17 protein-coding genes are annotated in these 14366 nt (G+C 41.7%); 3 read left to right on the top strand and 14 right to left on the bottom strand.

Going from position 1 to position 14366, the window contains the following annotated elements; genetic code table 11:
- Nucleotides 1-22 precede the first annotated feature (22 nt).
- The 5 genes from NST34_RS11605 to NST34_RS11585 form a co-directional block, all read right to left on the bottom strand.
- A complete protein-coding gene (locus NST34_RS11605) occupies nt 23-943 on the bottom strand; it encodes a hypothetical protein (protein ID WP_076282990.1) in 921 nt (306 codons plus the stop codon).
- Nucleotides 944-1262: 319 nt separating this feature from the next.
- The gene (locus NST34_RS11600) at nt 1263-1895 is read right to left on the bottom strand and encodes an SGNH/GDSL hydrolase family protein (protein ID WP_076282991.1); all 633 of its coding nucleotides are present in this window, start codon (nt 1893-1895) and stop codon (nt 1263-1265) included.
- Nucleotides 1896-2055: 160 nt separating this feature from the next.
- A complete protein-coding gene (locus NST34_RS11595) occupies nt 2056-3234 on the bottom strand; it encodes an NAD(P)/FAD-dependent oxidoreductase (RefSeq protein ID WP_042187216.1) in 1179 nt (392 codons plus the stop codon).
- 39 nt (nt 3235-3273) lie between these two features.
- Complete coding sequence (locus tag NST34_RS11590; protein WP_042187214.1) at nt 3274-3717, bottom strand: DUF1641 domain-containing protein; 444 nt, start codon at nt 3715-3717, stop codon at nt 3274-3276.
- A 208-nt stretch (nt 3718-3925) separates the two neighbouring features.
- Complete coding sequence (locus tag NST34_RS11585; RefSeq protein ID WP_076283380.1) at nt 3926-4768, bottom strand: DUF2785 domain-containing protein; 843 nt, start codon at nt 4766-4768, stop codon at nt 3926-3928.
- A gap of 263 nt (nt 4769-5031) precedes the next feature.
- Here NST34_RS11585 and NST34_RS11580 point away from each other — a divergent pair, with 263 nt between their 5' ends.
- A complete protein-coding gene (locus NST34_RS11580; RefSeq protein WP_042187213.1) occupies nt 5032-5649 on the top strand; it encodes a nitroreductase family protein in 618 nt (205 codons plus the stop codon).
- Between the two features lie 107 nt (nt 5650-5756).
- Here the strand turns inward: NST34_RS11580 and NST34_RS11575 are convergent, their stop codons facing one another.
- The 6 genes from NST34_RS11575 to NST34_RS11550 form a co-directional block, all read right to left on the bottom strand.
- A complete protein-coding gene (locus NST34_RS11575) occupies nt 5757-6377 on the bottom strand; it encodes a hypothetical protein (RefSeq protein WP_341127825.1) in 621 nt (206 codons plus the stop codon).
- A gap of 70 nt (nt 6378-6447) precedes the next feature.
- Entirely contained in the window at nt 6448-7596 is a 1149-nt protein-coding gene (gene dnaN, locus NST34_RS11570; RefSeq protein WP_341127824.1) for a DNA polymerase III subunit beta, read from the bottom strand.
- On the bottom strand, nt 7597-7932 hold the full coding sequence (locus tag NST34_RS11565) for a hypothetical protein (protein WP_231573432.1): 336 nt from the start codon (nt 7930-7932) through the stop codon (nt 7597-7599).
- A gap of 179 nt (nt 7933-8111) precedes the next feature.
- Nucleotides 8112-8597, bottom strand: coding sequence for a DUF3888 domain-containing protein (locus tag NST34_RS11560; protein ID WP_341127823.1), 486 nt, complete (start codon nt 8595-8597; stop codon nt 8112-8114).
- Between the two features lie 60 nt (nt 8598-8657).
- On the bottom strand, nt 8658-9620 hold the full coding sequence (locus NST34_RS11555) for a phosphotransferase enzyme family protein (RefSeq protein WP_341127822.1): 963 nt from the start codon (nt 9618-9620) through the stop codon (nt 8658-8660).
- Entirely contained in the window at nt 9617-9826 is a 210-nt protein-coding gene (locus NST34_RS11550; RefSeq protein WP_341127821.1) for a hypothetical protein, read from the bottom strand. Before NST34_RS11550 ends, NST34_RS11555 begins: the two co-directional genes overlap by 4 nt.
- A 173-nt stretch (nt 9827-9999) precedes the next feature.
- Between NST34_RS11550 and NST34_RS11545 the strand changes: the two genes are divergently transcribed.
- Nucleotides 10000-11214 (top strand): MFS transporter, encoded by a 1215-nt coding sequence (locus NST34_RS11545; protein ID WP_341127820.1) that lies wholly within the window; start codon nt 10000-10002, stop codon nt 11212-11214.
- A gap of 103 nt (nt 11215-11317) precedes the next feature.
- Here the strand turns inward: NST34_RS11545 and NST34_RS11540 are convergent, their stop codons facing one another.
- From NST34_RS11540 to NST34_RS11530, 3 genes are read right to left on the bottom strand one after another with little or no spacing between them, the layout of a single operon-like run.
- Nucleotides 11318-12022, bottom strand: coding sequence for an SAM-dependent methyltransferase (locus tag NST34_RS11540; RefSeq protein WP_341127819.1), 705 nt, complete (start codon nt 12020-12022; stop codon nt 11318-11320).
- Between the two features lie 42 nt (nt 12023-12064).
- On the bottom strand, nt 12065-12364 hold the full coding sequence (locus NST34_RS11535) for a hypothetical protein (RefSeq protein WP_076282998.1): 300 nt from the start codon (nt 12362-12364) through the stop codon (nt 12065-12067).
- Between the two features lie 49 nt (nt 12365-12413).
- Complete coding sequence (locus tag NST34_RS11530) at nt 12414-13307, bottom strand: LysR family transcriptional regulator (protein ID WP_341060482.1); 894 nt, start codon at nt 13305-13307, stop codon at nt 12414-12416.
- 131 nt (nt 13308-13438) lie between these two features.
- Between NST34_RS11530 and NST34_RS11525 the strand changes: the two genes are divergently transcribed.
- Nucleotides 13439-14179: an SDR family NAD(P)-dependent oxidoreductase gene (locus NST34_RS11525; RefSeq protein WP_341127818.1), complete on the top strand. Its 741-nt coding sequence runs from the start codon at nt 13439-13441 to the stop codon at nt 14177-14179.
- Nucleotides 14180-14366 lie beyond the last annotated feature (187 nt).

Here is a 14366-nt window from a genome sequence, read left to right as displayed (position 1 = left end):
TTCCTCTCACTTCTGGTATGAATCACTTGTCTAACTTCTGAAATGCACTTCCATTCCACTGAAAAATATCTTCCATCTGTTTACCCGCTACATTATCGTAATAACTTCTCTTGAAGCTATGATCATCCACTTTATCAAGCTTTATCGAATACCCCTTAGGACTGCTGATAAATAAATCAGAGTCGGGTTTGATCCCTAATTCCTCTATAACGTTATTTTTTCTAAGCGTAAATAGCTTGTAGAAGTAACCGTTACTGGATCCGTACTGACCAATCGTAAAATCCGGATCGCCGTCGCCATTATAGTCCTCAAACTGAATTTGAAAAAAATCATTAAATATTATGGGATCCTCAAAATGTTCACTGAGTGGAAAGCTATTCAAAGTTCTCCCTTGATTATCGATAAGAACAAGCCCAAATCTGCCACTCCAATTCCTTCCCATCAACGGACCTGGTATTGTCCAATCCTCACTGTAGGTTCCATCTAAAAGCTGCAGATTCAAGAATCCAGTTCTATTAGTTAAGGGATAGAGATCATTATGTGATATCGTTACTGGACCTGTAACCTTAACAGAAGACTCCAGCGACTCCGTCTGTTCTATGTTCGCCTGATCTGCTGTTCCATAGATGAGTTGTCTTATTTGATCTGCGTTTTTCACCGGAATAGAGTAGCCCTGACCACCATTCTCAGCTGTAGTAAATAAACCTTTATAGCCAAGTTCATTACCTATTGCTATGTAATAATCCTCCGAGTAGCCATCACCATAAACAAGCTCCATATCGAAATCAGGAGCCCAATCTAGCTCACCTGATAATTTTTCACTCTTGTTCATAGCCTCCGAAAGCGCCTTAATCAGAGCGGAGTCCTTCAGTATTAGGGTCTCAAAATGTTCGGGTCGATCAACTTGGTTCTGATCACTAGTTGTTACAGGAGTTAAAGACACTCCGGCGATCCACCTTGCATTGATGAAGCCCACATCATTCTTACACCCGCTTAAAAGAGCAACCAAGAACAAGGGTACAACCCATAGTAATTTCCTAATGCGAACCACCTCCAAGAAAAGAAACATAACCTAATTATAACAGCGTCCATAAATATAAAGAAATCGACTTTCCGAAGTGTTTAAGCGAGAAATATAAGGATAATTTATAGCATGGAGCATATAAATTCTTATATTTAAAAAAAAGACTACAACCTGCTCCTTCAATGAGTGGTTCTAGTCTTATAGAATCAAGTAAATATGTAGTGATATGATCAGACGATTAAGCTTGAATTGCGCTAACCGTCTTAAGCCAAGCCTCTGCAATAAGTGCATGGCCCGCAGGTGATGGATGTACTCCATCCGGAGCCCAATAAGCAGGCTCTGCTTTCACGGATGCCGCAGCAAACAGGCCATCCAACGGAACAAGTAATGCACCATATTCACGTGCCAATTCACGAACAATGTGAATTTTAGGGTCCAAATCCTGGCGCCAAGTTCTACGATCTTCTGGGACAGGCAACACAAATGGCTCGATTAAGACTAAATTAGCAGCCAGCGAATGCTGCGTGCGTTCGATCAGGTCACGATACGCAGCTTCAAATTGTTCAGGCGTTGTTTCCTGACCAGAATCAAAGCGGCGCCAAGTGTCATTTATCCCAATATATATGGACACCCAAGTCGGCTTCAGATTCAGGCAATCCTTCTCCCAGCGTTCCTGCAAATCTACTGCACGGTTGCCGCTAATTCCACGATTATAGAACGTAAGATTCTTCTCAGGATATAAATGCCCCAGACGAGCGGCGACCATCAATGCATAACCTACACCAAGCGATGAAGCATCATCATAATTACGACCCCAATCCGTTATACTGTCGCCTTGAAACAGAATGACATCGTTTTGTCGGAATAACATCACGTAATCCTCCCCTATTTTCCCCTGTTAATATTAGCCAATATAGTATATCAAAAATGAATACTACGTACTAGGACAATCATTAACAATTCATGGTAGAAACCACTAGAGATCAACAAAAAAACCTGCTCAAATTAGAGCAGGTTTTCCAATAATACAATTAATAAGCTAAGCTAAACAATCCTTTAATGTGGGACAAGTAACGAATATTACTTGCTTCCTTCATCAAGGTTGCAGGTAATCCTTTTAGCGGAGTTGAGCTAGCACCAACGATGGCTACACCGTCTTTACGACCTAAGCTCGCAAGCGTACCTGAGTTGATCGGACTAAAGGATTCAAATGATTTATCCTTCAAGTATGCATAAAGATTGTACCCGATCAATTCGCCCATTTGCCAAGCGATTTGTGCAGTTGGTGGATATGGACGACCATCTTCGGCAAAGACAACGGCGCTGTCACCAGCAACGAATACGTCTTTGTGTGATGTGGATTGCAAGAATTCATTTACCGTTGCACGACCACGGTTCACTTCAAGACCGGACTCACCAATCAGTGGATTTCCTTGTACGCCGCCAGTCCATACGAAGGTGTTAGCAATAATTTTTTGACCATCTTTCAAGTCAATGACATTATCCGCTACATTCGTAACAGGTAGTCCTGTCAAGAATTGAACACCACGTTTTTCTAAGCTTGCCACTGCGCGTTCGATCAATGCATCTGGCAATACTGGTAGAATCTTAGGACCTGCTTCAACCAGCATCAGTTTAATTTCTTTAGGATCCACGCCATATTTCTTAGTGAGTGTTGGCAACACATCAGCGATTTCACCAACAAGTTCAACACCTGTTAAGCCACCGCCACCGATTAGGATGCTTGCATCCGCTGGATTTTTAGACTTCGCATATTCACGGATACGCTCATCAATATGACGGTGAATTCTGTTAGCATCTGCTGCCGATTTCAAAACCATACTGTATTGCTCAAGACCTGGAATGCCAAAATAAGCCGTAGTGCTTCCAAGACCCACAACTAAAGCATCGTAGGACAATGTCACACCATCAGATAGTGTAATTTGTTTGTTTTCAACAGAAAAAGAATTCACCTTTGCAATTTTCAGGTCGATATCTTTACCTGCAAAAAGCTTAGCTAGTGGCATAGCAACAGCACCTTCTGCAACACTACCCGCTGCAAGACGATGCAATTCTGTAATAATTTGATGTGTAGGATATTGATTAACGACTGTAATTTTAGCTTCGTCCTTCTTCAGGTACTTGCGTACAGTTAAGGCGCTTAGTAGACCACCATAACCTGCTCCTAGAATGACAATATGTTTAGACATGATGTTTCCTCCGTCCTTACGAATGAGATATAAAAAATATTATTTCTGTTGACTGCGTTCGCCGGCAACTTGAAGATAAGCATTTACGAAACGGAAAAGCTTCTGTGCTTGTGGATCTTTCATCATCTTCATAAGACCAAATACACCGATCACATCGCTATTTTCATTCGCACGATCTTGCGCTTCGATCACTGTAGCTGCCATATTCTTCGCCGAATGCACCACTGGTTCAGCAAGTTCTTTAATTGCACTTACCGTATCACTTTTCAAGACTTCATCCGCAGCAACAGTTTGAACAAAGTCATATGACTTTGTGAGCACGCCGACAAGCTCTGTTAATTTTGGCAACTGTTCCACTAAGACAGTTAACGACTCCTGAACTTCAGGCTTCAATAGCTGCTCTAGAACATTCATTTGTTCTTGAGTGACAGCTAATTTTGGTGATTCTTGCTCAGGTTGTGTTTGAGTGATTGTTTCTGACATATCCGAATCTCCTCTGCAAATAAGCTTTGCTGCTTAATAGTAATAAAAAAATAAAAACTTATAACGCCATATTTCTATTATAGCACTTATCAAGTTATAAATGTCACAAAGTTTTTGATTTTTTCTAAAGTTTTGTGATTTTTATTACATTAAAATAAATTAGTCATAATTTTCGATATTTTTTATACATGCATAGATGATTAAATGCTTATTGTGTAAATTCATTCAAATTCATCTCCGCTTTCAATAAAACCTCGACCATTGCCGGATTGTTCTTTAATGGTAGCAATCTAAAATACAGAGAACGAACGAAATTTTTGGTGTTCACACGAGCAACGTACTGGCCACGGCTTCTCGGCCACCCCCCACATTGCTCCAAGTTGCGAATCCAGTCGACAATAGATTGTTGTGGAAGTAAATGATGATCTATCATTGTAGCTACAATCGTAGCGATCCGTTCATCTTCTTCGTCGCTAAATATGTGCTGATCGTTGTAAAGCATCCTTTGGATGACTGCCAAAACCTCTTCTCTTATTGCAGCATCACTCTCCGAGCAGAGTACCAGTTCATCCAAGGCATCTGCGCCATGGGCTGCAGCATGTGCCCAGCCTTCTTCTGGCATAAATCCTCGTAAATCCAGTTCTTCCTCATAATATCTAATCAGCGCTTCCTTCACATTTGTAAACTCTGCGCTAGCTAAAAAAGCCTGTTCCCTATGCCGCTGAAGAATCAGCGCAACGATCAGTACCGAAAACGTTCTTGTGAACACAGCCTGATCTTCTTTGCTGCCAATGTAATAGAACAAATGCTGCTCATCAAGGAGAATCAAAAGTAGTTCACGAAGCTCCGCATCACTAAACCATTGTTTCTCGTTAATCCATTTGTAGAAGGTGGAATAGATCAAGTCATCTCGTAGCTTCGGCTGTGGATCTCCTATGTACTCAAGCATCAATTTCACATAATCCCTTAATTGCTCCCCACTTTTAAGCTCGTAATCGTTCTCTTCAATTCTTTGCAAGTCAATTATCAACTGCTCTCTAGTATCGTTCAACATTCCCACCCTTTCATTAATAAAAGCAATTTAAATTTTTCGTATCCTAATATCCTAATTTACATCCCAATATTTTACAACATAGTAATTATTCTTCGACATTCCAAAGTACTTAGAGAGCTGAATGTAAATGAAGTGAATTTAATCATTGACGAATATAATTAACTGTGCTATTTTGAGTTAGTAACTAATAGTTAGTTCATTTATAAATATCACTTATTTATAATTAACAAGCAAATACATAACATATGGAGGAATAACTCATGAGCGCTTTTACAGATTTGATTGAATCCCGCAGGTCTGCTATGAATTTTGTTGAAGGGGTGAAGATCCCTCAGAATGAACTAGAGGAAATGTTCTCTTACGCCAGATTGGCTCCATCTGCATATAATCTTCAACATGCCAATTATAAAGTGGTTTCTGATGAGAATTTAAAAGATGAGATTCGTAAAGCGGCTTACGGTCAATATAAAATCCACTCCGCCTCAGCGGTAATAGTGGTACTCGGGGATAAGAATGCTTATCTGAAAGCCCCAGAAATCTTCGGAGGACTTAAAGCTTTAGGGGCTATGAGTCAAGAGGATTATGATGCAGAGATAGAAACGATTAACAATGCATACAAAGGAAATGATGCTTTCCAAAGAGATGAGGCTATTCGGAATGCTTCACTCTCTGCCATGCACTTCATGCTGATTGCCAAAGATAAAGGCTGGGATACCTGCCCGATGATCGGCTTTGATCCGGAAGCAATTCAATCCACTTTAAATCTACCCGATCATATGGTACCTGTTATGCTGATCACTATCGGCAAAGACAAGAAACATAAAATCAGACCACGTGGCTATCGTAAACCGGTCAATGAATTCGTTGAATTTATCTGAGGGTTATTGGAAGATATCGATAGATACAACAAAAGCGTTTCATCCGATATTTGAAGTTCGGATGGAACGCTTTTTTACTAAGGATGTGGAGCTTAAATCTTTCTTCACTACTTAGCATACTGAAGAATTGCAATTGCTGCTCGTTCCCGTCGTTCGGCGTTCTCACTAACAAGAGCTTCCTTCAAAATATCGAGCGCCATTGATAATGTCTCTTCATCCACATGCATTCGATTACTCATCGCTTGCTCTGAATCAGAAGAACCTGTAATCCACAGATCCACACGAGCACTAGGCATCGGCCCCTTATACTGTTTGACCACTCCACTACTGCTAAGAAACTCTTTTATCCCTGCGTTTAGATCGGTTATAGGAAGACTTTTCAGCCAAGTTACACCACGTCGATGGCATGTACCGATGTCTGGTGCGTCAAATAATTCATTGTAAAAATAATCGCCAAGATCACCTAGATGTACCCAATCGCCATCACACACCAGCACATAATCGCCATCCTGCATCGTATGTACGAACAGATGAATGGCTTGTATATGTTCAATAAGCTCCAACTCACTGTATTGGTATGTGTGAATCATCCGATCACGGAGCTCCACTTTACTGATGTTCTCCAAATCCCCTATTCCGGGATAGCCGATACTCACATAATTATCCTCTAAAAATGCTGTGATTCGTTCGGTCCCAAGCGGCTTTGATCCCATCTGAAACAGATTCATAGATCATCCCTCCAAGTAATTAATATAATATTTTTCAGCAAAAAGAACTCTTCTTAGCAAGCTCATATGCCTATCCTCCATCCTGCGTCCTCATTGGTGTAATTAAAAATAGTGTGGACGAAGTCATGTCTACAGGCTGTATCACCAGTGGTCTTTCTTTTCCAGCAAACCTTATTCTAAGCGTCTCACTATCGATCGCCCGAAGGATGTCTCTGAAATATTTTCCGTTAAAAGCTACTCGAAAATATTCACCTTCTAGATACTCCAATGGAATCTCCTCTTTTGCCTCACCCACGTCGGCGGTCCTGGATATTAAATGAAGTATACCGGAGGGATGTACACCAAGCGTTACACTTTCACCAGCCAATATAGCAATACGTTCAACCACACGTAACAACCGCTCTGTCTTAACGATCATTTCGGATATATATACCTGTGGAATTAAATTATCGACATAGGGATAAGTGCCCTCAAGTAGCGCAGACTGAACCCTCAAGCCATCAGAAATAAATCTGATTTGTTTCTGACCTATCTCAATTTGGGTGCTGCTGCCCTCATCATCGTTTATTATTTTTAAAAGATCCTCAAGGGTGCTGCCCGGTATAATGACATTTAAAGGACTTGCTCCGTTATCTTCTACGTTTTCAACAACATGCTGAGCGAGGCGGATGCCATCAGTGGCGACTACGCGAATGTTTTGATTATCTATTTGAAGTGAAACACCTGTGAGCACAGGTCTAGTTTCCAACGAAGAGACCGCAAAAACCACATGTTTAAATATTTGCTTCAACAGTGTGTTCTTCATGCGTATCTTTTTGGTGTTTGGATGATCCACGTAATGAATTCTCGGAAATTCTGCAGTGTCCATCCCGCATAAACGAAACTGAGTATAGCCCGATTGGATATTTAGAATCAATGTCTCTGCGATTTCCAGCCTAATTAATCTAGGGTCAAGCTTGCGGATGATCTCATAAAAATAACGTGCGGGCACTACGATCTCACCTGGTTTGTGTACAATCATCGAATCCATCTTCACAGGAAGCTTATATTCAATGGTCATTCTTATATTGCTGGCTGTTAAAGTCAGACCCTCCGCTTGCGCCTGAATATGTATTCCGGAAAGAACACGGGAGGAACTATTCGCGGATATAGCTTTTAAGGCTGCTTGTAGTGCAGTGCTAAGAGAATCTTTTGACACATGGATTAGCAAAGACCTCACCTAACTCTCCTTAGATTCCTTTGCAAAATGTGCCTCAATAATGTTCCGAAATACCTGGGAGCGAGATACGTTCTGTTCCTCACAGGCCTGCTCTATCTCCTGCCAGATGTTTTCTGGTAACGTCAAAGATACCTTTTTAGTTATACCGGTGCTTTTTCTGCCAGCCCCTTCCCGAAGACCTCCCCTCGTAAAAAGAAACCCTAACTGCCCATCTTTAGTCGCTACGCCTACCTTAACTTTATCCTTAGAGCTGCTTGTGATATCGCTTGTGATTTTAGAATTGAATTCACTTAAAATTTCATCTCTGTGTTCGTCTTCGAATTTATGATCACTCAATCCTCACACCTCATAATTTGAATTTAGTAACTAAAATCAATAAATCCACTATTTTCATAATACCATACATGCCAATAATCCACCACCATTCTAGACACAAAAAAAACACCCCATAGATCGGAGTGTGTGGTTAGCTGGGTAAGCGTTCGAAATTGTGATTGTAAGAGTTAATTACCACACTATCTCAAGATATTCTGGTAATTTGGTGTAAGGTCAGACTTTCGTGGGTCTCTCAAATGCTTGAATGATTCTAACTTCACCTTAGGACCAGGAGTGATTCTAAAAGTCATAGTATCCTCTCCAACGGAAAGATGTGGACCCACTGTAGGGTGTATATTGAGTGTAATTAAGAAATCAAACCGACGAAATCCATTCACTCGCTTTATATCTGTAACATCTACTAAATAAGGATACACTGTAGGAGTTACCGTCAGAAGTGGCGCATAAATCTCAGCCATTTTTTTCTCAATATGGGGTAAAAGAAAGAGCATCATTGTGTCTTTGTACATGAGCTCGCGGGAATCCTGATCTGGAAGCTTCGGTTCCGAATCAGCTCTGGACGGAGCCTCGGCTTGCGGTTGAACTAACCCATTAGCGGAGCAAGGTTGTTGCCCCAGCAAGAACATAACTACGATAAGAAGAGGAGCAATCCAGCTTTTTTTCATCAAAATAGCCTCCTTAGGGAACTTTTTATAAATTCCCCAATGAAGCCCTATTTTTATACGCTAAATCTCAATTGTGTTAAAAAGAAAGGGATCTCCCCTAAGATAATTCCTTAGAATCGCTTGTGCATAAGGCTGTTCTGCTTTCAGTCCCTCGGTTTCTCTAGGGTCGGGTGCGTGATGGCAATAATTTTCGATCATAACCATGACCGTAAAATTCTCTAAAGTCTGAAACCACTCCCCATCAAGCTTGGCCACACTTTCGTAACCCTTAATGACCAGTTCTCTTTGTAAAGGATACAACCCTAGAATGGTATGTGCCACATCATAAAGATAATATCCCCAGCCACATCTTCCGAAATCAATCGGTCGAGGTTCACCCTCTTTAAATATGATGTTCCCTTGATGTAAATCACCATGGATGAGCCCATATGTCCTTCTGTTCTTATTTTTATGCTGCTTGCTTAACCAGCCGTATAATTTCTCAGCCGCAGACTGATACAGCACGAACTCATCATCCGAAAGAAAACTATGGTAGTGCAGCTTTAATCGGAGCATTGCTTTTCTAAAGCTATGTTCATCCCACACAGGACGATTAAAGCCTGGAGGTAACTCAAGCTGCTGTGCCGCTTTATGTAGCTTGGCTAATAGAACGCCTTCTTTGTAAATTTGTTCTTCGGTAAGTCTTTCGTTCGCATGTTCGCCTTCAACCCAGCGCATTAACGATGCATATATACCATCCTCATTACCTTGCTCCACTTTGAACGTAACAGAACCCGTTCGATCATGAACGCCTTTTGGCAGGGGGACATCGATTTTGCTCTTCAAAAGCTCCAGCCAAGCGATTTCGGAGTTAATTTCTTCTTTAGATCTCCCTGAGTGAAGACGCAGCAAAAAAGTCCCCTCTTTATTTGTCTCAATTACAAAAGTGCAGGTGTCCGATCGTTGGATAAAACGAATCTGTGTCCAATCGAGGTCAAAGTGCCGGAGCGCCATTAAAGCTGCTTGCTTATAATTATTTCTCATCGCAATGGAATGTACACATCAACCTCATCAGGCCACGTAGGATTAGCAAACTGATAGACTTCAATAGCCAGTGCACGATCATACTGCTCTCGCTTCATCGCTTCTACTCTTTCCGTCTCGTGCCCTACAAAAGAAGAAGTAATACTCAAGCCTATTAGCTTCATTTCTGGTAATTCGAGCACTTGGACTACACCTTCATCCATCATGAATAATTCATCCCTTCTATGATTATTTAAAATGAAAATATCTGAAATAAATATTTCTCTTGAAAATAATTTCAGAAAACTAAATAATATAAAGCAGTACTACATGTCGGATCTATCATCTTAATAAGGGTGGAGCTTCATTACAGACAGAAGAAAGGTTGAACATCGGCACCATGAACGCAATTCCAAACCTCAACAAGGAACCAGCCCGTGTGGAAAAAACACGCAAAGAACCTTTCCCCATCTCTATTCTATCGCTTACGGTAGGCGCTTTTGCCATTGGAATGACTGAATTTGTCATCATGGGTATTTTACCAAATGTCGCCAAAGATTTACAGGTTAGTATTTCTACTGCAGGTCAGCTCATCACGATGTATGCCCTTGGGGTAGCTGTCGGTGCTCCTATTCTAACCATCCTTACACAACGAATTCCGCAAAAGAAACTGTTATGCCTGCTCATGGTATTATTTATTCTGGGTAACGGAATCTCTGTATCTGCTCCAAACTATACCATTCTTATGGTTGCTCGTATCATCACAGCTTTAACACACGGGACTTTCTTTGGCGTTGGTGCAGTGATCGCTTCTAATCTGGTCAAGCCCAATAGGCGGGCCGGAGCCGTATCCATTATGATGGCTGGTCTAACGATTGCTAATATCGTCGGTGTTCCTCTAGGAACATTTATTGGGCAAAACATGGGCTGGCGCGCCTCATTTGCTGCGATAGCAGTCATGGGCGTCGCTGCACTAATCGGCATTCTTATTTTCATTCCAAAGATTAAACAAGACAAACCTGCTAGTGTAATCCAGCAAATTTCTGCGCTAGCTAATCCTAAACTGCTTCTATTCTTACTGATCGGTGCGCTTGGTAACGCCAGCTTGTTCACGGTGTTCACTTATATAGCGCCACTGCTAATGGAAGTTACCGGCTTTGCCGAGCATAGTGTGACATGGATTCTAGTTCTCTTCGGCTGTGGTGTAACCATCGGGAATATCGTTGGCGGGAAGCTTGCAGATTGGAAGCTGATGCCTTCTATCGTGGGACTTTATTTCGCGGTTAGTGTCATTCTTACGATCTTTTCCTTCACAATGCATAGTCCAGTAGCTGCGGTCATCACAATATTCTTCTGGGGTTTGGTATCCTTTGCGGTCATGCCAGGACTACAAATACGGATCATGAGTCTGGCTCAGGCCGCTCCTGCACTCGCTTCTACAACCAGTCATTCCGCAGGTAATCTCGGAAACGCAACAGGTGCCTTCATCGGCGGATGGGTCATTTCTCATCTTGCGATTACTTCGCTGCCTTGGGTCGGTGCCGTTCTGGTAGGACTCGGTCTGGTACTGGGGATTGCTTGTTATGTAGCAGAACGTAAAGAGAAAGTGGCGTAATTTTTTATAGGGTTATATTAAAAAACGAGGGTGTCTCCAAGTGATGAAAATAGCTTAGGGACACCCTCGTTTTTTATTTTACAAACTATAGCTATCTACTATCTTATGGCTTCATTCTTCTAATGCTTAGCATCTGATTTGCCCCTTTTTGAAATTCATAAGGAACCTCCATCTCCTCCACAGCGAAACCTTGTTGAACCATCTCATCTATAAGGCGATCTAGATGCTCATATCTTTTGCAAGACAGATCAACTAAAGGGAAAATACGAAGCTCTCCGCTAGTCACCCGCATAAGTTCATTAACAGTCCTTAGATGAAAATCATAATCCAGCCGATCACTATACATAAATAGGAAATGCGCAGACAATGTCAGATCAAAATCCTCATCATTGAACGGCAGATTAGGTAAAATCACAGGAACATATCGCTCCGGGGTTTGTCTCTGATCCCTGATGTTATCGTTTAAAGCCCTACTCCTCGCTTGTGTCAAATCCTCTATAGACTTAAAGTAGTCCCATACAAAATTGCCCTGTACCTTAACCAGTTCAGACATAGCATGCTCAATATCTTGAATACCTTTATCTTCAAGCTCATCCGCAGAGTAATAATAAGCGATATCCGCAGCAGTCACTTCACTCCCTAACTGATTCGATATCGCTGTAAAAGAGCAGGCACCTGCAGGACAATCCAAAATCCGCCTGCCTACAAGATCCTTTTCTTTCAATTTGAACATCTGCAAATACTCCTCAAAGGTCCTTCCTATAAAAACAATCCTCTCCAACTCAAGCTTTCCCTCTGCTCCGCTCATCTCATCTCACCTTTCCTCATCTCGGCTAATACTGCTCGCTTTTTACTTCTGTTTAAATATATGTATAAGATAATCTATAAGAAGTCCTAAAATTAGGAACGTCCCAAAATGAATTACATACGTGGGAAATCTGACGCTGATTAATATACTGCTTGCAGCCCATTCCGTATTATTAACATCAACCATCCAGTTTGCAAAGGGCTTCATGAAGATCAGCGTATCTATAATTGGATTAAGTCGTACAAGAATGATGTTTGCGATCTCAATCCCCAAATAATCACCCAGACAGATGATGATACTAATAATCGAAAACCAGAAACTGAATTTTCTCCTTAAAAACATCAAGCACCGCCCTCTCTTTTTTTCCTAATACATACAATTCGTTTAAAATTCAAAATATCCTTGTCGCGGATAGCTCCTGCTTTAAAAAATGATACAATCTGGAGCTCGCCAGCTTCAAGGGATAATCCGAAAGTTTACATAGGATACCGCAGGTCATATCGATAACCTTTCCCTCCAGTTTTCGCACTACCGTTCCTGCAGGGGCCGGATTCAAGACTATCTCAGGGACAAGAGCGACGCCTAAGCCACTTTCTACAAAATATTTTAGAGCCGACATGCTTCCAATCTCCATAGTATCGAACGGTGCACCACCTGATTCCTGTAGCACACTTTCTAATTTTTTGCGATAAGGACAGTTTGCTGCCGTAATAAGTAACCTATGATCCTGTAAATCCTCTGGCGTGATATTCTCCTTGGAAGCTAGCGGATGCTCTTCTGGCATAAGTAACACAAATTCCTCCGTAAATAAGGGTTCAAAATAAAGCTCCTTACCCAGCTCTGGAGCTGAACATACAGCCATATCAATTTCGCCTCGCAAAAGCAGTTCACTGAGTGCAGCGGTTCCCGCGATCTCCACGGAGACTTTCACTTTCGGAAACTGCGTCATAAAGCTGCTTAACAGCTGCGGCAAACGATAGCTCGCCGTCGGATCCGTTACCCCTATGCGGATGTTGCCAGCTTCACCTATCTTCAAATCGGCCAAACGGCTCTGTAACCGCTCCATATCCTTAACAATATGTAAGCTCTCTTCATAAAACAATCTACCAGATTCTGTTAAACAGATTTGTTTTCCCCGCTCAAGCAGTTGACACCCTAAGTCGGATTCAAGCCTCTGCATTTGCATCGTGACCGTGGATTGGGCATAATTCAATTCCTCAGCTGCACGGTTAAAACTTCCTGAAATCACAATGGTTTGAAAGGTTTTTATTGTTTTCAGATCCATTCCTGAGCCCTCCACTACTTAATTCAAATAAATTGAACCAAAGCTTCAATTAATTCAATTATACGAAATCCGATAATCACTATAGAATACTCTATATCAACAACATACGCCAACCAAAGGAGTGAATAAGGATGGATCTTAACAATAAAGTAGCCTTAGTAACTGGTGGAGGTACTGGAATTGGCAAAGCTGTAAGTCTGGAATTAGCCCGACGCGGAGCCCTTGTTGCAGTGAACTATTCTAGATCCGAGGCAGAAGCTTATGAAACCGTGAATACGATTATAAATCAAGGTGGGCAAGCGATAGCAGTACAAGCCGATGTTTCTAAGGATCAGGAAGTGCGAAGTATGGTCCATTCGATTATTCAGCATTTTGGAACGGTAGATCTGCTGGTGAATAACGCCAGTATTACTAAACATATTGCGCTGGGTGATCTGGAAAAAGCAACGGAGGAAGTCTGGGATGAACTCTATGATGTGAATGTGAAAGGAATGTTTTTCTGCGCCAGAGCAGTTGCTCCGTATATGAACCATAGCGGTTCAGGCACCATCGTCAATCTCGGCAGCATCGCCGGACAAACTGGCTTAGGCTCTTCCCTTCCTTATGCGGTCTCCAAAGCTGCTGTTCATGGCCTCACGAAATCTCTATCCCATGCGCTAGCTCCAACTATTAGAGTGAACTGTGTCGCACCGGGAGCTGTTGCTACTAGATGGTGGTCTGGTCGAGAAGAACAGATGCATAAATTAGCACCTAATCTGCTGCTCCAGCGTCTATCATCCACTGAGGATATCGCTCAATTCGTCTGCGCGACACTCGAACAGGAAGCAATGACCGGACAGATCATTACGGTAGATAGTGGACAAACGTTGTAACAACTAAACAAATGGCATATCAATTGAAGCGCCGATTGAATAATTAGGGGATTTCTCCCTATAATTCTGATATATCTACTCATCCAAATAGTAATTACGGAAAACCTCCCTATAATTTAGCTGATTTGCTGGAAAATAAAGAAATTCCCCTGATTTTTAGGGAGGAATTCCCTGTTTTCGTTCATTT

Origin of the sequence: Paenibacillus sp. FSL H7-0714, assembly GCF_038003765.1 — a bacterium.
GTDB lineage: Bacteria > Bacillota > Bacilli > Paenibacillales > Paenibacillaceae > Paenibacillus_AQ.
Note: the sequence above shows the minus strand (reverse complement) of the source record. Positions and strands in the feature narration are given on the sequence as shown.